General features: G+C 70.4%; 21 protein-coding genes and 1 pseudogene. 9 read left to right on the forward strand and 13 right to left on the reverse strand.

What is annotated here, in order from left to right; genetic code table 11:
* From O7628_RS00255 to O7628_RS00280, 6 genes and pseudogenes are all read right to left on the reverse strand, one after another.
* Window positions 1–343 (reverse strand): annotated as a pseudogene (locus O7628_RS00255) (hypothetical protein); the annotation flags it as partial.
* An 86-nt stretch (window positions 344–429) separates the two neighbouring features.
* Window positions 430–663, reverse strand: a complete 234-nt coding sequence (locus O7628_RS00260) for a hypothetical protein (RefSeq protein WP_278127520.1) — start codon at window positions 661–663, stop codon at window positions 430–432.
* Window positions 656–1,075: a hypothetical protein gene (locus tag O7628_RS00265; RefSeq protein WP_074472906.1), complete on the reverse strand. Its 420-nt coding sequence runs from the start codon at window positions 1,073–1,075 to the stop codon at window positions 656–658. Before O7628_RS00265 ends, O7628_RS00260 begins: the two co-directional genes overlap by 8 nt.
* Window positions 1,072–1,686 carry a hypothetical protein gene (locus tag O7628_RS00270; RefSeq protein WP_091285002.1) on the reverse strand — a complete coding sequence of 205 codons (615 nt, stop codon included), beginning with the start codon at window positions 1,684–1,686 and terminating at the stop codon, window positions 1,072–1,074. The genes O7628_RS00265 and O7628_RS00270 overlap by 4 nt, the downstream gene beginning before the upstream one ends.
* Window positions 1,683–1,880, reverse strand: coding sequence for a hypothetical protein (locus tag O7628_RS00275; RefSeq protein WP_091284998.1), 198 nt, complete (start codon window positions 1,878–1,880; stop codon window positions 1,683–1,685). The genes O7628_RS00270 and O7628_RS00275 overlap by 4 nt, the downstream gene beginning before the upstream one ends.
* A 160-nt stretch (window positions 1,881–2,040) precedes the next feature.
* Window positions 2,041–2,517, reverse strand: a complete 477-nt coding sequence (locus O7628_RS00280; RefSeq protein WP_278127521.1) for a hypothetical protein — start codon at window positions 2,515–2,517, stop codon at window positions 2,041–2,043.
* Window positions 2,518–2,865: 348 nt separating this feature from the next.
* Between O7628_RS00280 and O7628_RS00285 the strand changes: the two genes are divergently transcribed.
* The gene (locus tag O7628_RS00285; RefSeq protein WP_278127522.1) at window positions 2,866–3,318 is read left to right on the forward strand and encodes a hypothetical protein; all 453 of its coding nucleotides are present in this window, start codon (window positions 2,866–2,868) and stop codon (window positions 3,316–3,318) included.
* A gap of 60 nt (window positions 3,319–3,378) precedes the next feature.
* The gene (locus O7628_RS00290; RefSeq protein ID WP_091284988.1) at window positions 3,379–3,729 is read left to right on the forward strand and encodes a hypothetical protein; all 351 of its coding nucleotides are present in this window, start codon (window positions 3,379–3,381) and stop codon (window positions 3,727–3,729) included.
* A gap of 134 nt (window positions 3,730–3,863) precedes the next feature.
* On the opposite strand, the gene O7628_RS00295 is transcribed toward O7628_RS00290, so the two are convergent.
* A complete protein-coding gene (locus O7628_RS00295) occupies window positions 3,864–4,706 on the reverse strand; it encodes a DNA methyltransferase (protein ID WP_278127523.1) in 843 nt (280 codons plus the stop codon).
* Window positions 4,699–5,274, reverse strand: a complete 576-nt coding sequence (locus O7628_RS00300; protein WP_278127524.1) for a hypothetical protein — start codon at window positions 5,272–5,274, stop codon at window positions 4,699–4,701. Before O7628_RS00300 ends, O7628_RS00295 begins: the two co-directional genes overlap by 8 nt.
* 282 nt (window positions 5,275–5,556) lie before the next feature.
* Here O7628_RS00300 and O7628_RS00305 point away from each other — a divergent pair, with 282 nt between their 5' ends.
* The 4 genes from O7628_RS00305 (at window position 5,557) to O7628_RS00320 (ending at window position 8,037) form a co-directional block, all read left to right on the forward strand.
* Window positions 5,557–6,333 carry a hypothetical protein gene (locus tag O7628_RS00305; protein ID WP_278127525.1) on the forward strand — a complete coding sequence of 259 codons (777 nt, stop codon included), beginning with the start codon at window positions 5,557–5,559 and terminating at the stop codon, window positions 6,331–6,333.
* Between the two features lie 120 nt (window positions 6,334–6,453).
* Window positions 6,454–6,981: a DUF6244 family protein gene (locus tag O7628_RS00310; RefSeq protein WP_278127526.1), complete on the forward strand. Its 528-nt coding sequence runs from the start codon at window positions 6,454–6,456 to the stop codon at window positions 6,979–6,981.
* Window positions 6,982–7,157: 176 nt separating this feature from the next.
* On the forward strand, window positions 7,158–7,568 hold the full coding sequence (locus O7628_RS00315) for a hypothetical protein (protein ID WP_278127527.1): 411 nt from the start codon (window positions 7,158–7,160) through the stop codon (window positions 7,566–7,568).
* A 16-nt stretch (window positions 7,569–7,584) separates the two neighbouring features.
* Window positions 7,585–8,037 carry a SitI3 family protein gene (locus O7628_RS00320; protein ID WP_278127528.1) on the forward strand — a complete coding sequence of 151 codons (453 nt, stop codon included), beginning with the start codon at window positions 7,585–7,587 and terminating at the stop codon, window positions 8,035–8,037.
* 74 nt (window positions 8,038–8,111) lie between these two features.
* Here the strand turns inward: O7628_RS00320 and O7628_RS00325 are convergent, their stop codons facing one another.
* From O7628_RS00325 to O7628_RS00345, 5 genes are read right to left on the reverse strand one after another with little or no spacing between them, the layout of a single operon-like run.
* Window positions 8,112–8,927 carry a hypothetical protein gene (locus O7628_RS00325; RefSeq protein WP_278127529.1) on the reverse strand — a complete coding sequence of 272 codons (816 nt, stop codon included), beginning with the start codon at window positions 8,925–8,927 and terminating at the stop codon, window positions 8,112–8,114.
* Window positions 8,924–9,802, reverse strand: a complete 879-nt coding sequence (locus O7628_RS00330) for an S-4TM family putative pore-forming effector (RefSeq protein ID WP_278127530.1) — start codon at window positions 9,800–9,802, stop codon at window positions 8,924–8,926. Before O7628_RS00330 ends, O7628_RS00325 begins: the two co-directional genes overlap by 4 nt.
* Window positions 9,799–13,215 carry a WD40 repeat domain-containing protein gene (locus O7628_RS00335; RefSeq protein ID WP_278127532.1) on the reverse strand — a complete coding sequence of 1,139 codons (3,417 nt, stop codon included), beginning with the start codon at window positions 13,213–13,215 and terminating at the stop codon, window positions 9,799–9,801. The genes O7628_RS00330 and O7628_RS00335 overlap by 4 nt, the downstream gene beginning before the upstream one ends.
* Complete coding sequence (locus tag O7628_RS00340) at window positions 13,212–14,450, reverse strand: hypothetical protein (protein ID WP_278127533.1); 1,239 nt, start codon at window positions 14,448–14,450, stop codon at window positions 13,212–13,214. The genes O7628_RS00335 and O7628_RS00340 overlap by 4 nt, the downstream gene beginning before the upstream one ends.
* Entirely contained in the window at window positions 14,447–15,526 is a 1,080-nt protein-coding gene (locus tag O7628_RS00345; protein ID WP_278127534.1) for a hypothetical protein, read from the reverse strand. Before O7628_RS00345 ends, O7628_RS00340 begins: the two co-directional genes overlap by 4 nt.
* Before the next feature lie 913 nt (window positions 15,527–16,439).
* On the opposite strand from O7628_RS00345, the gene O7628_RS00350 reads away from it, so the two are divergent.
* From O7628_RS00350 to O7628_RS00360, 3 genes are read left to right on the forward strand one after another with little or no spacing between them, the layout of a single operon-like run.
* Window positions 16,440–16,730: a pilin gene (locus tag O7628_RS00350; RefSeq protein WP_278127535.1), complete on the forward strand. Its 291-nt coding sequence runs from the start codon at window positions 16,440–16,442 to the stop codon at window positions 16,728–16,730.
* A gap of 14 nt (window positions 16,731–16,744) precedes the next feature.
* Complete coding sequence (locus O7628_RS00355) at window positions 16,745–17,656, forward strand: conjugal transfer protein TrbL family protein (RefSeq protein WP_278127536.1); 912 nt, start codon at window positions 16,745–16,747, stop codon at window positions 17,654–17,656.
* On the forward strand, window positions 17,653–18,546 hold the full coding sequence (locus O7628_RS00360; RefSeq protein WP_278127537.1) for a PrgI family protein: 894 nt from the start codon (window positions 17,653–17,655) through the stop codon (window positions 18,544–18,546). The genes O7628_RS00355 and O7628_RS00360 overlap by 4 nt, the downstream gene beginning before the upstream one ends.
* Window positions 18,547–18,564 lie beyond the last annotated feature (18 nt).

Here is an 18,564-nt window from a genome sequence, read left to right on the forward strand (position 1 = left end):
ACGGCAGGTCGCGCAGGAGGTGGTGGACCAGCCAGGAGGAGGCGGCGGGCAGGACGATGACGTAAGTTGCGCCGACGCGCTCGGCGTGCACCCAGACCCTCGCGTCGGGCGGGTTCACCGAGGCCACGACGACGATGCCGCGGCAGGCGAGCCGGTTGCGGAACCGGGTGACCAGGTCGGAGCCGATGACGATCAGCGGGCGGCGGCTGGCGTAGCGGCGGCTCTGGGGAACGGAGTCGGCGTACTCGAACTCGTATCCGGCCTGCTGTTCGACGGTGCGCAGCTCGGCGCGCAGCAGCCGGCTACCGGTGACGGCGATGACGGGAAATGGTTTGGGTGTCATGCGGAACCTCCGGGAAGGGTGACGTGCCCGCTCGGCGGGGCCGGCGGGCGATGAGGGTGGCCGTACGGGGTGGTCCCAGGGCACGGTCAGGTGGCCGGGCGGGTCTTGCGGCTGGCGTCGGGTTGGGCGCAGGAGCGGCAGATGGGGCCGAGGTCGGGGTGGTAGCCGGCATCGCATGCCTCGCAGACGATCAGCAGGCAGGAGCGGCATTCGCCGGAGGCAATGAGTTGGAGGCTGGTGCCGCAGTAGCCGCACGAGCCGGTCAGGCAGGCATCGGTGTGCCGGCCCCGCGGGTGGTGGCGGCAGGGGTGCTCACGCACGGCGGTCTCGCCGCAGGTGCTGGTGGATGGTGCCGGCGGTGAACGGTTCCCCGGTGATGTTGTTCGGCGGGTCGATGCGCCTCCATCCGCCGAACTCGCAGGCCAGCCAGGTGGTGCGTTCGTTGGCGGTGATGGCGATGACGTCTCCGGTGGACATCGAACGCAGGCGCAGCAGCCGGTAGGTACAGGCGATGAGGAAGTCGGCCTCTCCACTCAGCGTCTCGCGGCAGGTCTGCAGCTGGTCGAGGTCGACGTTGAACAGGCCGTAGATCCAGCTGGCGGTCCGCTCCGCTTTGGCGAAGGCGGGCAGACGCCGCCAGTAGGAGATGACCTGGGTGAGGGCGTGGCCCGGCTCGTACGGGAGGAATCGGCTTTCGGTGTTGTGGTAGACGGCGATGACATGCAGGGTCATGACGGACTCCGTTCGGGGCCAGGGGTGGACGCGGGGCCGGGCTCGCTGTCCGGGGTGCGATCGGCGGGGCGCAGCGGCGGAGGTGGGCCGATCGGGCGGACGCGCAGAATCTGCTCCGGCAGCACCATTGCGGCCGGTTGGCCGGTGAGCGGATTCGTAAAGGCCCGGTAGCCGGTGGTCCAGAGCAGGTGCCAGCGTTCGGCGGGTGCCGCCGGGCGGATTCCGGTGGGATCGCCGTGGAAGGACGCGCCAGCCTCGGTCAGCTGCGCGGCCAGTGGTGTCGTGCGGTAGTGGCTCATCCGGCCGGCCAACATGGGGCAGCCGCTGGCGGAGTAGGCGGCGCAGACGGGGTGCATGCCCGGCTCGGGGCTGACGAGCAGCCGCAGGTCGCTGTCGCGCACCGCGAAGACGATCCGCCCGGGGTCGAGTTCGTCGCCGCAGGTCTGGCAGAGCCGTTCCTGCAGTGCGCAGACGTGACGATGGTGGTCGACGGTGCCGAACCGGTACCGGCCGTCGGGGGTGCGGGCGGTGATCCATGGGACGACCAGCCCTCCGACGACGGGCCGCCGGGCCAGGCGTACCGGCACCGCGGGAATCTCGGGGGCGGTCATGCGAGCACCACCGGGGCGGGTACCGGGCCGGTGAGGGCGTTGCGCATCCGTCGCAGCGCGGGAAGTTCCCAGCAGCGGATGGCCTCGGCACGGCGGCCGAGGTTCGCGGCAAGAGTGTCGGTGGGGCTGTCGTTGAGGTGGTGCGGCTGGATCCGGCGGCGGGGGCCGGAGAGTGTCGAGAGGTGGTGTGGCACGGGATTCCTCCATCTGTTGGTGGATGGAATCCGGGCACGCCTGCTGGCCGTGCCCGGATGTTGCGCGGGTGTGCGCGGTCGGCCGGGCATCGGCCGGATGATGCGGGTCGAGACGGCTGCGTGTCCGGTGCCGGATCACGCCTGCCGGTGAAGGCTGGGGCTACGCGACGGCGACGGAGCGCAGGATCAGGTGGGCGTCCTTGAGGTGACCGGCGAGGATCTCGCCGTTTGTGCCAGCGGTGCTGAGGCTGTCGGTGAGGGCCTGCACGACGGTGTCCGGCACGGCGGCGAGTCCGCTGAAGGCACCGCCGTGGACGTTCTCGGCGATGCGCTGGATCGTCTGGGTCAGATGTGCCTGGACGAGGTTGAGGCCGCACAGCAGCCGGGCCAGTTCAGTCAGGTCGTGGCAGTCGGCGGCGTGGGTCATGGCCTCGCTGAGCTGCTCGACGGCCAGCAGGGCCACGCGCATCGCGGCGTCGCTCTCCGCCGGGCCAGCGGGAGGCCCGTCGTGGTGCAGTCGTACGTGCTGGTTGGTCACGGTCTTGCCGTCGTCGCCGCTGGGGATCGCGTCGGGCAGCTCGGCGAACCAGTCGGGGGTAGTCAGGTACCAGCGGGGCACGAGCATGTCGTCCTCCATCGGACAGCACGAAGGCGGCCACTGGGTGGTGACCGCCGGGCGGAACGGGAACATCGCCCTTGCCCTTGTGGCATGGGCAGAGGGTCGTGGACCGTGTGGGGCCGGATCAGACGCGGGCGACGGCGGCCGACCGGAGCCGGTGGGCGCGATGCCGTCGCGAGAAGAGGCCAGATCAGGGGGCACGAGAAGAAGGAGAGCCTTCAGGTTAGCCTCGGCCAGAGTCCCACGGGCCCTGCTGTCAGGTCGGCACGGCTGGCAGAGGCTGTCAGCCCGCCGAAAGCCGCGATCTGTCAGATTGTTCCCGTGCGGGACTCGACGTCCGGGCCACCGGCTACGGACAATTCAGCCGTGGAGATCGTGGACGTGGCGCAGGCAGGGGCGACCAGGCCACACCACGATCCGGTTGCTCGTGCCGTGTGGCTCGCTGCGGTGCACGCCAGCATGCGTGCTTCCGGCGGGACCGTCACCACCCCGGTCGAGGAGCCCGCCGCCGGCCGGAACTGCTACCGGGTGGGTGTGAGGCTCCGCGATGGAGTAGCGGTGGGCCTGCTGTTCAACGCTGCGGCATTGTTGGTCGCTGCGGCCGAGCCGCAGGATCACCACGCGGTGACGCTGACGTTCGTCAACGTGCCGGCCGGCAACCTGTTCTCCGAGGCGGGGTTGCGGGTCGCCACGGCCGCAGAGCTGATCCAGCCACTCGGCGACAGTGATCTGCGATTCCTCACCGAGGACGAACGCCGCGATGCCGCCTACCACCGGCCGGACCGGCTCGGAAACCTGCTGTTCAACTGGTTCGACTGAACGCACCGCCGCGGCCGGTGCCGATTCAGCCGGTGGGGGGGCCGTGCGACAGTCACGGGCATGACGTTTCCCCTGGAGGCGCTGCCGGTCACCGTCAAGGCCCGAGCAGAGACGTGGGCGAGGCTGGGGATGCGGTGGCACACGCACCCGATCCAGCCGAACCACGGCAAGGCGGTCGTGGTCAGCGAGTTCGAGTCCACGACGTGGCTCGCCGCGATCATCATCTGGGCCACCGGCGAGGCGGAGCTGACGACAGTCCGCCTCGCCGACGACAGGATGGTCAACAAGCACTACGACCTTGAGAACCGCGACGATCTCGAACGACTACTCGATGAGCTGTCCGCTCTGATCGCCGACGACCGCGTTCCCGAGGCCGCAGTCATCGTCCAGGCACCGGGGACACCGGCCTGACCGTGAACCTCGTGTCCGATAATCGCTCGGGCGTTGGCGGTGACCCGCGCGGAGACCGCTCCTGCCCGCTGACTCTCACGGACGCCCAGGATTCCGGTCCCTCATCTGAGCCGATGGGCTGAACCTGCGGGCGTTCAGCAGCGACGTAGGACCAGCACGTCCTCGTGGGCGATCAGGTGCACGGGGATGCCCTCGTCCCTGGCACGGCGGACGGCCAGGAGCCCGAACATGTTCGCCCGGTGCACGATCTGTCCGTCGCGGACGGCCGCGAGCATCGCCGCGCACCGCTGCACCGGCACGAGCCCCACCGACCGGGCGACCGCGAGCAGTTGCCCGGGCAGGTCGATGAGATCGTCGCGCCGGCGGCGTACGGGGCGGCAGGTGATCACCACGGTCCCGCCGGGACGTAGCAGCCGGTGGCTGGCGGCCAGGATCGCGGCGAACCCGTCGAACAGGCGGAACCATCCGCCGTAGGCGAGGTTGCCGCGTTCCCGGTCCCCGTACACGTGGTACCGCTTGCGGACCCCGGCGCTCGTCGCGCGCACGAGGCCGTGCGTTCCTCGCCCGTACGGCGGTGAGGTGAGCACCAGCCCCACCCGGCCGACCACCGACGCCGGCACCAGGTCGAGCAGACCCGTGGCGTCGCCGGTGAACACCTGCGCCGACCCGGTCGCGCCCTGCGACGCGGCCAGGGCGACGTTGGAGGCGGCCAGCCCGGTGAACCGGGGTTCGATGTCGATCCCGATCCCCTGCCGGCCGAGGTGCATCGCCTCGACCAGAGTGGTCCCGGAGCCGCACATCGGGTCGAACACCAGATCCCCCGGCGCGGTGTACGAGCTGATCGCGTGCGCGGCCAGGTGGGGCAGCATCTTTCCCGGATGGCTGGAGGTCTCCGGCACGTAGCGGCCCCGCCGCTGGTCCCGGGCCGGTTGCTGGCAGGTCAGCCACACCGACGTCACCGGCATGGGCTCATCCATCGACGCCTCCGGGCTGCGGCACGCTGCGGGTCAGGATCAGCACATCGGTGTGGATGTCCAGCTGCGCCCGCTGACCACGTCGTGGCGGCCGATCGGCCGCCACGACGTGCTGCAGGTACGCCAGCCCGGCCCGCTTCGCGGCGATGACCACGTCGACCGGCAGGATCAGGTCCCCGTGCGGCAGCAGCACGGCCACGCAGCCGCCCGGTAGGAGGCTCGCGTGGCAGCGCAGGAAGAACTCCACCGCCGAGACGCCGCCGTCGGGGGGCCAGCCGGTGACGATCAGCGTCGCCGCTTCCCGACCCCAGCCGAGCAGTCGGGTCGACTGCAGGTGGCTGCGGCGATGGGCGGCGATGACCGCGCGGGCCAACTGCGGGCCCACGGCCAGGTCGATGACCAGGTCGGATGGGTGGGTGAGGTTGTGGACCAGCCGTACGCCCATCGCGTTGGACATAGTCTCGCCCTGTGGTGGGGCCGGGACCGGCCAGACGGTGATCGGCACGGGCGCGTCGCCGGGCACCACGTCCCCCACGGGGACCGGTGCCTGGTGCGGGTTTCTGTCGGTCATAGGCGCGGTGGCCCCCGGACCGGCGGGACGTACTGACGATCCCCAGTGCGTGGCTGTCAGGTCGATCGAACCCACCCCCGACCTGACCGAACCGGTCAGGTCACACGCACCGCCGCCCGGTGGACGGGCACGCGAACGGTCGGCACCGCCGCGAACCTGACCGGGACGGACACGGCCTGTCCCGGTCTGACAACTCCTTCTGGTGTCAGGTGGAGCTGTCCCAATCGGGGGTCTCGAAGCCTTCGCAGTCGGGCGAAGCGCTACCGCCGAGGGGAACTCACGATGGCAACGACCACCCGCACCAGAACGGCCGTCACGGCCCTGAGCACCGCCGAGCAGGCGTTCACTCTGCTGACCTGCGAACCCGCGCCGCTGGTGTTCGACGCCCGCCCGGTTCCGGGCCTGCCGGACACGACGATGCCGCTGGACGAGCTACGCACCCTGCTCATGTTCAACCGCTACGACAGTGACACCACCGACGCGGTGTGGCGGCAACTCGCCCACCACACCCGCGGTTGGGGGCCGGCCTGGGTCGTCGGCGCGATCGGCGTCGCCCTGCCCGCGCTGACGCACCTCGCGGCGAAGATCAGCCGCGGCCACGCCCGGCACGCCGACGACGTGGACTCCGAGGTGCTGGCCGGGTTCCTCCACGCCCTACGCACGGCGGACCCCGCCCCACCCCGGCTGTGGCTACGGCTGTGCTGGGCCGCGTGGCGCGCAGGCGCGGCCGTCGTCAAGGCCGACGACGGACAGGAACTCCCGCTGGACCTGCCCACCGGCTCGCGGTCACCGCGCATGCCCTACGGGCACCCGGACCTGCTGCTCGGCCGGGCAGCCGCCGCCGGCCTGATCACCGCCGAGGCCGCCGAGCTGATCAGCGCAACCCGGTTCGGCGACGCGCTGATCGAGCAACTGGCCGCCGAGCAGGGCGTGACCGCCTCGGTCCTGCGGATGCGCAGAAGGCGAGCCGAACGTGTCGTGGCCGCCGCCGTCACCCGAGGCGACCTCTCCGGCGCGATGCGCCCGCCCGCCCAGCGACCCGCCGCTACGGCGGCCTGACGGCATCACACGTCCGGCGTCCTCGACGTTTCCAGGCGGTTCGGGTGCCCCTGGGCCGGGTCGTCCGGGTAGGTTGCGTTGCGGGGTTCGGAGTCCGTTCTCGGTCGGGGTGGCTGACGCGTGTCGAGCATGGAACAGATCATCGGGGAGTTGCGGGCGCTGACGGCGGGCGTCGACCGGGCCCAGGGTCTCACGGCGGCGGTCGACCGGCAGGCCCAGGAAATCGCCCTACGGGCCGCCGCCGCAGGCTTCGCCGGGGTCGCTGCCGGCATCGCCCGGGTACGGGCGACGGTCTCCACCGTCCAGGGCGGGCTGGGCAGTGTTGCCGCTGCGGTCGGGGAGGCGACCGCGGCCGCCGCAGCGGTTCCCCGGCAAGCCGCCACGCAGGAGACCATCGCCGCGCTCGCCCCGGTGCAGCAACGCATCACCGCCGCCCGCGAGTCCGCCACCGCGACGATCAGCCACCTCGACGACACCCGAAACCTTGTCAGCGCAGTCCTGCAGGGCGGACAACCGGGCCCGCTCCTGCAGGCCCTCGACGGCGTCAAACAGGTCCTCGTGCTACTCGTACACCGCGCCGGCACCGCCGCGCAAGCCATCGAAGCCGCCACCGGCCAGGCCCGGCAGCTCGGGGCCTCGGGAAACTGAGCGGGGCTGACCGGCACCCACCGGCCAGCCCCACCCCCGCCGCCAGCGCCGATCCCTTTCCCGCCGAGCCCGGTCACGCCCGGGTTGGGGGTGAGGTGTTTCCGCCGTGGAGCCGGCAACCCACCGGCGTCCCCGGCGGCACGCCGACCGGTCCGCGTACCAGAATCGGGCCCAAGGTGGACGACAGCACCCGACGAGCCCTGGAACTGGAGAACGAATGCGCCGACAGTCTGGCCGCCAAGGGCTACCGGGTGCACCAGAACCCCACCCCAGCCGAGACCGGCGACGCCCGCGAACGCACCGGCGACCACGGCAACCCGGACAAGGACCCCGACTACCTCGTCGAAGGCCACGTCTTCGACTGCTACTCCCCCGCCGCCCGCACCTCCGTGCGCAACGTCTGGAGTCAGGTCCGGGAGAAGATCGACGACGAGCAGACCCAGCGGGTCGTGGTGAACCTCCAGGACTGGGAAGGTGACCTCAGCGCGCTACGACGACAGTTCGACGACTGGCCCATCGACGGGCTGAAGGAACTGGCCGTGGTGCAACCCGACGGTACGATCCAACAGATCATCCGGCGAAACTGAGTAGAGGCGGGCGGACATGGGCGTTGAGTTCCGGCTGATCCTCGCCGGCAATCCACCCGTCGACGAGATCGCCGCGCTCACCGCCGCACACCCCGACGAGATACCGCGACCGACAGCGAACCCGCGGCTGTTCACCGCCCGCCTCTACGACCAACGCGGCTACGCCATCACCGTCCGCGCCGGCACCCACGGCTACTACGAAGCCGAGAGCGACGACACCCGCTGGGAATGGGAACCCGACGCGTACGTCAACGTCACCTTTTCCCCCCACGCGGACGATCTAGCCGACAAAGCCATCCCCAACATGATCGCCACGGTGTCCAGGGTCCTGGCCGGACGGCAGGGGGACGCCGCCCTCATCCAGGACGGCAACCGCCTCCTCCTGACCCGCACCAACGGCACCATCCACCTGCACCACAGCGACGACTGGTGGGACCGCTACCACCTCATCCACTTCATCACCGGCTGAGCGCCCGCCCCCACTCTGCCACCGTCTCCTGCGCGGCACCGGATCATCGGGTCGGCACCGGCACGGTACGGCCTCTATTGGCCTCGGCGGCGCTGACGCAGGAGCACCACGATCATGAGCACGACGATTGCGGCGAGCCCGGTGCCGGCGTAAATCCACTTAAGCAGGCTCGGCGAGGAGGAGGGCTGCGCCTCGACGATATTCCCCTTCTGGATGAACGGCACGGTCATCACCTTTTCTCCCATCTGCACCGTCACATCGTGTAGGCCGGGTCGTAGCTCCCCAGGCAGCGACACCTGCATGGCCCCGGCGTTCTCGCCCGTCGTTATGGTCGCGGGCTGCGCGTCGATCTTCATCTGGTAGACGACCGGATCGGCGGCCTGATATATGCCCCAGATGTCATATACCGTCAGCGGCTGTCCCTGCTCGGCCACAGCTTCCGGCATGGCAAGTGGCAGGTCATCGAAGCCGCCATGGCGCCACGGCTCGTTCACGACATCAACCCAGGAACCGGCGCGGTCCCTGCAGGACAATGTCACCTCTCCGGTCGGGGCATCCGACGGCGCGAGCGCCAGCAGCGCTTCGACGTCGGCCCGCAACACGACACTCGCGTCCTCGTCTGGCTCCGTCTCGGCCCCGGGCGGCGGGGCCTCTCCGTCGTAGACGACCTTGCCGTCGACGGTCAGCCGGGCACCCGGCACTGGCTCCCCCAGGGCAGTGGTTAGGTCGCAGGCGGTTGCCTGCCGCACGGAGATTGCGACCGCGGGCGCTCCGGGGTCGCCGCTGACCGTGGAGGCGGTGAGTGTGCGGAAGAACTCGACCGCCACCGGTGCGGACAGGGCAGGCGACGCCGTGGCGGCGAGGAGCCCGATGAGGACAGGAACGATCATGACAGGTTTCCTTCGGCTCGGGTGGTCAGGTGGTCGTTCTGGCCTTGGACGATCCGGTGCAGCGACGGCCGCCGCAGCCGGTAGAGCAGGTCGGGCACGAGGGGCCCGGCCTCGCGTAGCGCGAAGATCTGGTTCTGGATTTGCCGGTAGTCGTGCGGACCCGCGCCGTCCCGCAGCAGCCGGGCGATCTCGGCGTCGAGCCGAGCGCCGCGTCGGGCATGCTCGGCGTTGCCGCGCAGGGACTCAATGAGCGCGTGCACCGGCGCGAGCAGTGGGGCAAGCACCGCCGCTGTCAGCTCGGCCGGGCTCAGTAGGCCCAAGACCGCCACTGTGAGTACGGCGGCGGTCGGCACGGCGAGGCCGATGCCCAGCAATACGGTCCACCGCCGGTGCAGCGGCGCGTCCCAGGAAACGTTCGTGCGTTGGCAGAGCAGTACCGCGGTCCACCGGTCGACGCCGTCGGGCACCGAGTACCAGTCGGTGAGGCCCGCGTCTCCGTGCCGCGACCGATGCCGCCCCGCGTACGCCGCGATTAGCTCGGTGCTCGGCCGGTCGGCCAACAGGGGGTTCCACGGCAGCCCGTACACGTAGGTGTCGAACTCCTCCTGCACCGCGACCGCGGCACCCTGCCGGCGCCGCTCCCGCCCGCCGGTGGTCAGGCTGACCAGCAGCAGTCCGATGCCGGTCACCACACCGACCGCGACCGGGTCGGGAGCCAGCACGAGCGCGACGAGACAGCCCGCCGCAGCACCGGCCACGACGATCGAGGTACGCAGCCGCCGGAGCACTCGGACCTCCCGGTAGAGCGCCCGCTGGGCCGCCAGCAGATTCAGCGCGTACCGCCCGTTCTGGCGCTGCGCGATCGGCGAGGTCACGGACATGCTTCCTGCCACTCGCGGCCGGGCAGGACTGCCGCCCACTCCGAGCGGTTCGGCCCGTGTCCCACGATGCCGCAGGCGTAGGCGCGCGGATTCACGCTCATCCGTGCCTGTTCTGCGACCGGCAGTCCACGCATGGTCTCGCCCACGTAGAACATCGCTTCTCCGAACTGCACGTTCGACACCTGCGAATGTCCCTGCGGGCCGCTGATGACACGGCGCAGTTGCACCGGATGCCGCGCATCTGTGAGGTCCCAGAGGTGAGCCGTCGCCATCTCACCACCCAACGTGCCGAGCAGGTTGCCAGTCGGGCCGAAGGCCACGTCGTGCCCGGCGACCTGCTCGGGGAGACTCATGCCAGCCGGCTTAGTCAGATCGTGGAGTTCCCAGAGTTTCAGCCGGGAGGAGGTGCCCTCGGTTGTGATCAAGCGACGCCCGTTGGGGGCGAGCTCGATCAGCGGCTCAAATTCGCGAGGGGTGAGCGCGGTCGACGTGGGCAGCGGCGGCAGCACGATCGTGCTCGCCGGCACTGGGGCGAGCGGATCGTCGGTCCGCCACAGCACCACCCGGCTGCCGTCGGTACTCGCGGTCGCCATGACCGGAGCGCCCACGGCCGCGGAGAGCGACGACCATGCCGCTTCCGTGCCGTTTCCGGGTCCGGTCAGGGTGCCTGCGGCACGTGGTCGCGCCGGATCCGTGAGGTCCCATACCGAGGCGTTGCCACGCTGGTCGATGCCGATCAACACCCGCGGATCGTGGGTGAAGCTCAGCGCAGTGAATGGCGCGCTGTTCGCGACGTCGCCGGCCCGGGTGGGCCGACCGTGCTCGTCGAGGTGCCAGAGCCGGGCACCGCCGGGCAGCGACGCCGCCAGCAGTTGGCGATCCGGGCTGAGTGCCACCTCGGGGTAGTAGGAGTCCGTGCCGCCGGGCGGCAGCTTCAGCGACGAGAGCCTCGCCAGACGGCCGTCTGCCGTCGCGCGCAGCAGAGTCACCTCCGGGCCCTGCTCCTCGCCGATTCTGCTCGGGGCGGAGCCGGAGGCGGCGAGGAGATCACCGGCGAGCGAGGTCGACCACGCGAAGGCCGCGTCGTTGTTCGAGATCAGGTCTGCATCGGACACGTCGGTGATGTCCCACAAACTGATGCCGGGACCACGGTCGAGGCGGCCGGTGAACAACATATCGTCGCCGGACCCGAAGGCGACACTGCCGATGCCCGCCACCATGGCCACGTCTTCGAACCTTCCCTCACCGGCCTCGCTGTACGGGAGGAAACCGATCCGGGTGCCGCTGTCGCCGGTGACAGCGAGCGTACGGTCGTGCAGCGCGAGCCCAGTCGCGATTCCCTGCTGTGCACCGAGCGTCGCGTAGCGGACCGGCTTGACCGGTTCGTCGATCTCCCAGACCGTCACCGAGCTGTCCAGGTCACCGACCCCGATTTGGCCAAGGTCAGCGGCGACCAGCAGCTCATCCGTGCAGACCAGCACACCGATCTCGCGGTTTGGGTTGCCGTCGGTCTCGGCGAGCAACTCGGCCGCCGCGCTATCCCGCAGGCGATAGAGCCGGGTCGCGCCGAGATGCCCGACCGCGACGGTGGTGGTGCCACACATGGCGATCGCCCCTGCGCTACGGTCCCCGTCCTCGGGATTCCCGGCCGGACCGATGCGTTCCGGTTGCTCCGGGTCCGTCAACGACCACACGGTCGGCGGGTACGTACCGGCGATCAACGACCGGCTGTCCGGGCTGAACGTGACCGGGCTGGCGGCGGGCACCATCGCGGCCGGCCGCGGTTTCGCTGGGTCCGTGACGTCGATCAGGCGATGCCCGTCGCCTTCTGGAGCGGCGACTAGCGTGCCGTCCGGACTCAGCACGCCGCCCGAGGGGATGGTGTGCGGGGTCCAGGCGCGGGCACCCTCGCTCGTCCAGATCTGCGCGCCATTTTCGGCGGACGCGAGCATGACCGTGCCGTCCGTGTTGAGCTGGAGGCCGCTGACGTAGGCGGCGTTCTCGTCGGGAAGCAACGTGCCCCGGTAGCGGGTCGAGGTGAGCAGGTCGATGAGGTTGGCACGAACTGCGGGTGTGTCGTCGAGGGCAACGGCGGCGGTGCTGAGCCGCAGTGCCCCGACCGGGTCGGCCGCGCGTACCTGGGTGGCCCGGTCTTGCAGCGCCTTGGCCGCGTTGCTGATCTCGCTGCGACCCAGATCGGCGACGGTCCGCCCTCGCGCGACGGATTGATAGACAGCCGCCGCTCCGCCGGTCGCGGCCGCCAGCAATGCGACGGTGATAAGTGTGCTCGCGACTCGCCGCCATCCGGGCAGACGGCTGAGGAAGGAGGCTCCGCTGACTGTCCTCACCGGATGCAGCACCGGGCGAACATTGGCGGCGGCGGTGATCTCCTTGACCTCCACGTGGTCGCTTCTCGGAAGGATGATCCGGTCGCGAGCGTTGATCTTGCCGAGCTTGCTGGGGTAACCGCGGACCGACAGCACCTGGCCGGTGCTGTCGATCGCGCCGACGATCATCGTGCGATCCCGGTCGGCGATGTGCCGCAGCAGAGCCCAGCGCCGCAGGTCGCGGTGCAGCACGGCGAAGGCGACGCCGAGCGACGGTCCGGTGATGCGGACGGTCTGCTCCCTAGGTTGGTCGACGGACCACAGCACGGTGGCCGGGTGCAGCGCGGTGATCATCCAGACGTCCGTGAGCATCTGCTGGAACGACCGGTCGACGCTGCACAGCAGCAGCGTCGCCGGGTCCGGTGCCAGGAGTGGCGGCAGCGCGGGCAGTGTTGAGAACGACAGCTTCGCCACCCCACCGTCTGCTCCACGGTCGAAGAGCACCCCGCAGTGCGGTCCCGGCTTTCGGGCCGGCAGCCGGTCCGCGAGGTCGAGCAGCCAGATCCAGGCGGTGAGCCGGACCGGGTCCCTCAACGTCTCCGGTTCCAGCAGTTGCGCCGCTCGCTCGGCGGGGCGCAAGCCGCTGCGCCGGAGCAGCCGGGCGACTGCGGCGGCCTCCGCCGGGCCGGCTGCGGCGACGGCGGCGGGCAGACAGAGCCGCGAGGCGTCCAGCCACTTTTCGGCACGGCGCAGGCAGGCCCGGGCCCGGTCGAGGCCGTCCACCGTGATCGCGAGCCCGAGCCCCGCCAGCGCCCGCAGGCCCGAGGTGAACGCCGATTCCCTTGCCACGCGTGCGTTCGCCGACGACGGAATGTTCCTGTGCAGCGCCTCATTTCCTTCGTAGACAGCTTCCAGCGTTGGAACGTCACACGCCCGGATCGCTTCTCGAAAAGCCCGAATCAGCGGCTGCTTTTCACTGATCAGTAACCCACGGTCGGCCTCTGGCAGCGAAATCGTCACCAATTCGGCGAGAGACGCGGTGCGAAGCCGCTGCGCGGCGGGGGTCGTGGTGCCGGTCACTGCTCCTCCTCGAAGCGGCGGGCGGCCTCCCTGACCGGGTGGCCATCGGGGAGCGCGTCGCCGGTGTCGAGCCACACGTCGGCGGACGCGAAATCGGCAGCCCGGATCGAGTCGAGCAGTTCATCGGGGGCGGTAAAGCGCAGCGCAGCCGCGGTGACCGGGACGTCAGCCACGGTCACCTCGAACGCGGCAGGTGGTAGCGGGATGTCGACCGTACCGGTGAGCGCGTCGCCTTCGGGCCGCAGTGAGATCCACAGCTGCCGGTCCTCGCCGGGAGCGCCTGGGACGATGACCCTCACGTGCAGGAAGGAGGGCAGATCGTCGCCGCCCGGGGCGACCCTGGCGGTGATGAGCAGCCGCCTGCGAACGGACCGAGTGACCGACAGCGCAAAGCCAGGCTCGCCGACCGGCGTAGTCTCCTGCTCGCGGTCCTCGCCAGCCGCAGCCGCCTCGAAGAGCGGTTCGAGCAGTTCGCTGGTGAGGTAGGTCCGGAACGGGTCGCCAGCGAGCTGTCGCGCGGTCTCGCGCACGGCGACGCCGAGCATCCGCGAGCCTGCGGCGACTGCAGCCAGCATGGACAGCAGGGCGGCCCGGGTGCTGCGCGGAAGCCTGTCGACATCCCCGGCCCGGACGGCCGTCAGCAAGGCCGCCAACCCCCGATAGCGGGCTTCCGCGTTCCCTTCCCGGTAGCCGGCGTCGATCTGTTCCAGCGCGGAGGTGAGGCCCGGGACGGCGGGGCTGTAGTGGTGTCGAAGCACGATCAGCGGCTCGTCGCCCCCACCGGTGAGACGGCGGGTGATCTGCGCGGCCAGCTCATCGACGCGGTGCCAGTCTAGGATGTGGAACAGCCACGGCGGCGGTGCGCCGGCCTCCGCGTTCAGCCGGCGCAAGAGCAGGTAGCGCAGCTGGATCGGCTCGAAAGCCAGCGCCGACCAGTCGGAGCTTTCGGTTATCGCGGGCCACTCCCGCTCGGCCTGCACGACGACAGTCAGCCCGGCCTCGCTGACCGGGATCGGGACGCTGTAGTTGTCCAGCTCGACCACGACCGTGCCAGTGCCCTCCTCGATGAGCGCAAGCGCGGCCGGCTCCCCGGCCCGGACCCGGCTCCAGGTAGTTTCGAACCACGGCAGGGTGCGGGCGTCCGCTCGTCGGTGGCCGTCGTTGACCGGGCCGACGCTCCCGGCAGTGCCAAGCCGGGCGACCCAGGTGCTCATCGGGCGGTGGACGCTGGTCACGATGCCTCCTCAAGCAGGCGGGCCACGAGAACCTGCGCCCGGGCACCCAGCCGAGCGGCGAGCGCCCGCTGCTCTGCGGGGGTCGCCTCGGGCGCAAGATAGTAGGCGTGGTCGTCCCGGATACCCCGCCAGGTGTCGTCGCTGGCGTCCCGCCACGGCTCGGGAGCCAGCTCCGCGATCCAGGCGCTCAGCTCAGTGAGGTCAACGGCGACACCCGCGCGTGACCATCGCGCGGCCTGCTTGACCGCGCGGAGGACGACGGCGGCGGTGGACCGGTCATCGCGTGCTGTGCGGCAGGGAAAGAAGCGCCGGGCCGCGGCGGTCAGGTCGGCCAGGCCACGGCCGGTAGGATCCAGCACCTCGGCGCCGCGCCGGTCGTAGTGCAGAGTATTGAAGCTCAGGTCACGCTTGGCGGCGTCCTCGGCGAAGTCGCTGCTGGTGCCGGGAAGCTGGTGGCCAATCAGCGCGAGGCTACGGTACTCGATGTATGCGCCGTCAAGCACCGCCGTCTCGAACGGCGACGTCGAGCACACCAGCGTGTCTTTGCACACCAGAATCTCGCTCTCCGCCAGGTTCTCGACCCGCAGCACGGGAAGGATCACATCGCAGAACCGGCCGGGCGGCGCCGTACCGGACAGGTCCAGGTCGTTTACCTCGCGCTCGCCGGTCACCAGGTCACGGACGGCGCCTCCGGCGATCCAGACCTCGTGACCGGCCGCATACAGCGCATCGAAGAGCGGCAGGGCGACGGACCGCCACTGGGCTCCGGGCCGGCGCAGCATGTCCTCTACCTGCACGGCCAGCCCGGGTGATGCTGCCGTTCGCTGGTGACCGTTGAGCTTGTCCAGCGCAGGTATGCCGATACGTTCGGCGCCCGCCGCGGTCTGCGGCAGAACGGCAGCCGGCGCCTCGGTCAGGGCGTCGTCGCCATCGAAGAGCAGCCGATCGTTGGCCGCGGTGGGCGGCGTTGGCTGCACCGCGTACGCAAATCCGGTTATCTTGCGGCCGTCGAGCAGGTCACCCGCGACGATCGGCCCAGCCGCATTGCGAACGCCAGCCGGTTCAGGTCGGTGCATGCACTGTCCCCCTGGGAGCGAGCGGAGGGCGCGCAGGCCAGGCATGAGGAGCATGAGAGAATGCCCGAGATGCACACCGGTACGAATCGGTCGGTCCCCGGATCAACGTCCGGGTGATCTCGCACCTCGAGGCGAGTCCTTCAATATATCCATCTGGCCGCCGGCAGGTCACTAGCCGAACGGCTGATTGGCGGACACCCATCGAGATCCTGTGTGCGGTATCTATCAGGGACAGGCAGTAGAGAGCGCGTCACCGCCCGCCGATTCCTGACTATCCTGCCTTCACCCGCTGAAAGCCGCACTCGCGCACCGTGTCGTCACGTCGGGGCCCTAAGTCCTTTGTCACCACTCGGGGTTATCACGGGTCATGGACGGTGGTGGTAGTTACCCGTGGGCCGTTGCCCGGCGTTGTCTGAGGCGTTCGAGGAGCCGGGCCAGGGTGGCCTCGGGGGCGTGTCTCTGTCGGGCGAATCGCTCGAGTACGGCGATCTCGGCGGTCGGGTCACCCAGACTGGCAGTTCAGCCCGTCCAGACGGCTGCGGATACCCAAACGGGGACTTCAGTCTGGTTACCAACAAAAGCGAGCATTGTCGCGGAGCGGGCAGGCCAGTAAGGGGCACGTGGGCGGCCCTCCTACCGCATGCACCGATGACCGGTCCTGTCAGAGGCTGACAGGAAGAACGGGGGTTCGATCGGCCTGACAGTCGAGATCTGAGCGGTGCATGTCATCCACGGCATGCCCGCCCGGTGGGGACCGTTCCTTCCGGCGGGGTCCGTGGTCCGGCACGGCTGGCGCGGCGTACTGACACCGCTATCCCTTCACCGCTGGTAAGGGAGGAGCGCCCCCACCGGACCACTCCCCCCTCGCCCGGTCCCCACCGTGGCGGCCCGCGCAGTCTTGTGGAGGGTCGCGATGCACACCACTCTCGCTGTCCTGTCCGACCTCGCCGCCGAAGCCCAGCCGTTGGCGGCGAACAGCATCAGCCAGGTCATCTCCAACATCACCGACTGGATCATGGGCATCATCGCGCTCGTCGCGACGATGTTCCTGGTCATCGGTGGTCTGCGGTACATGGCGGCCGGGGGTGACCCGGCCCAGGTCGAGCAGGCCAAGGGCAACTTCAAGTCGGCTCTGATCGGCTACGCCCTGGCCGTGCTGTCCCCGGTGGTCCTGCAGGTGCTGCAGGGCATCCTCGGCGGCTGAGGCGGCCACCTGTGATGGTCAACGTGCTGATGGACGGTCTGGTCAGCTGGCTCGCCGAGACGGTCGTTGCTCTTCTCGGCGGCCTGCTGGCCTTTCTGACCTCGTCCATCTTCGTGTCGCCGGACGTCACGGTCCTGCCGCAGGTGCAGTCGATCGCCGAGCAGGGGTCGCTGGTCGTCAACGCCTGCTTCGTCCTCGCGATCGTCGCCGCGGGTGCCGCCACGATGGTCGGCGACTCGGTGGAGACCCGCTACAGCGTCAAACAACTGGCGCCCCGGCTCGTCGTCGGGTTCGTCCTGTCCGCGTTCGCTGTGCCGCTGACCGGCGCGCTCATCGACGTCGCGAACGCCCTGACCGTGTCGATGGCCGGCGAGGCCGCGCCGACCACCGTGGCGGTGACCTTCATCCAGGCCCGTATCGCCTCGGCGATGACCGACCAGGGCACCGCGCTCCTCACCGCCGTCATCGGGCTGCTCATCGTCGTGCTGATGTTCATGCTCGTCGGCGGTTGGATCGCGCGCGTCGGGGTGTTGGTCGTCCTGGCCGGGATCGGGCCGGTGGCCCTGGCCTGCTATGCCACTCCGTGGACGCAGGGTGCCGCAGAGCTGTGGTGGCGCAGCCTCCTGGGCTGCCTGGCCACCCCCACCCTGCAGGCGGTGGTGTTCTCGGCGGGCATCGACCTGCTGATCGACCCGGAGTCGAACCTGCCGATCCTGCTCGGGCTGCCCGGGTCGGACACGCTCAACCTCGTGCTCGTGGTCGTCGTGCTCTGGACCACGGTGAAGATCCCGACTCTGATGCGCCGGTTCGTCGGGCAGCAGGGCGGCCGGGGCCCCAACGTCGTCGGGTTCGTCGTGCGCACGGTCGCTCTCCAGGGGATGACCCGCGGCCTGGGCCGGCACCTACCGGTACGGAGGCCGAGATGAGCAGCACGGATGACACGACGCCCCGGGCGGTCGTCCCGGCAGACGTCAACGAGCCGGACCGCATCGCGTTCGGGCTGACGTTCCGGCAGCTCGGCATCGTCGGCGGTGTCGGCCTGGTCGCGTTCGGTGTCTACCGCAGGTTCGGGCATCTGCTGCCGCCGGTGGCGTGGATCGTCGCCGGGGTCGCCGTGTTCGCCGGCGCTGTCGTGGTGGCGCTCGGCCGCCGCGACGGCCTGCCCCTGGATGTGTGGCTGCGCCACGGGTTCCTGCTGTCGCGCAGCCCGCGCACCTTCGCTCCGGGCGCGACGCGGGCCAGCGCGGTCGCGGTCGTGGCCGACGAGCCGCGTGTCCCGGCTCCGCTGCACCCTGCGGTCACCAGCGTCACCCCGGCCGGTGTCCTGACCAGCGAGGGCGGCGACAAGGTCCTGATCGCCTGCGGCACCACGAACATCCACCTGCGCACCGGCGGCGAGCAGGCCGCGTTGCTCGACGGGTTCGGCCGGTTCCTCAACTCGCTGACCGGGCCGGCGCAGCTCGTCGTGGCCACGCAGCGGCACGACCTGACCGCCTACGCACAGGCGACCGTGGACCACGCGCCGCGCCTGCCACATCCGGCGCTGCAGGCCGCCGCCGGCGACTACGCCGACTTCCTGCTCGACCTCGACAGCCGTCGCGATCCGCTGCGCCGGCAGGTCCTCGCCGTCGTCACCGGCGCGTACGCGGCCGATACCGCCGTGCGTGCCCTGTCCGGCGTGGGGGTCGAAGCGGTCGCGTTGGACGGGCCGGCCGTCGCCGCCGCCCTCGCGCAGGCGGCCGATCCGTTCTCCCCGCCGTTGTCCGGCCCCCGCGCGGTGCCCGGCACCCCGATCACCCTACGGAGCACACCGTGATCCTGAGAAAATCCAGCA

Origin of the sequence: Micromonospora sp. WMMD956 (assembly GCF_029626125.1) — a bacterium.
GTDB classification, from domain to species: domain Bacteria; phylum Actinomycetota; class Actinomycetes; order Mycobacteriales; family Micromonosporaceae; genus Micromonospora; species Micromonospora carbonacea.

Coding starts and splice junctions, on each gene's coding strand:
- O7628_RS00265 (WP_074472906.1), bottom strand. CDS start 1,075: ATGACCCTGCATGTCATCGCCGTCTACCACAACACCGAAAGCCGATTC.
- O7628_RS00270 (WP_091285002.1), bottom strand. CDS start 1,686: ATGACCGCCCCCGAGATTCCCGCGGTGCCGGTACGCCTGGCCCGGCGG.
- O7628_RS00280 (WP_278127521.1), bottom strand. CDS start 2,517: ATGGAGGACGACATGCTCGTGCCCCGCTGGTACCTGACTACCCCCGAC.
- O7628_RS00290 (WP_091284988.1), top strand. CDS start 3,379: ATGACGTTTCCCCTGGAGGCGCTGCCGGTCACCGTCAAGGCCCGAGCA.
- O7628_RS00295 (WP_278127523.1), bottom strand. CDS start 4,706: ATGGATGAGCCCATGCCGGTGACGTCGGTGTGGCTGACCTGCCAGCAA.
- O7628_RS00300 (WP_278127524.1), bottom strand. CDS start 5,274: ATGACCGACAGAAACCCGCACCAGGCACCGGTCCCCGTGGGGGACGTG.
- O7628_RS00305 (WP_278127525.1), top strand. CDS start 5,557: ATGGCAACGACCACCCGCACCAGAACGGCCGTCACGGCCCTGAGCACC.
- O7628_RS00320 (WP_278127528.1), top strand. CDS start 7,585: ATGGGCGTTGAGTTCCGGCTGATCCTCGCCGGCAATCCACCCGTCGAC.
- O7628_RS00325 (WP_278127529.1), bottom strand. CDS start 8,927: ATGATCGTTCCTGTCCTCATCGGGCTCCTCGCCGCCACGGCGTCGCCT.
- O7628_RS00345 (WP_278127534.1), bottom strand. CDS start 15,526: ATGCACCGACCTGAACCGGCTGGCGTTCGCAATGCGGCTGGGCCGATC.
- O7628_RS00350 (WP_278127535.1), top strand. CDS start 16,440: ATGCACACCACTCTCGCTGTCCTGTCCGACCTCGCCGCCGAAGCCCAG.
- O7628_RS00355 (WP_278127536.1), top strand. CDS start 16,745: ATGGTCAACGTGCTGATGGACGGTCTGGTCAGCTGGCTCGCCGAGACG.
- O7628_RS00360 (WP_278127537.1), top strand. CDS start 17,653: ATGAGCAGCACGGATGACACGACGCCCCGGGCGGTCGTCCCGGCAGAC.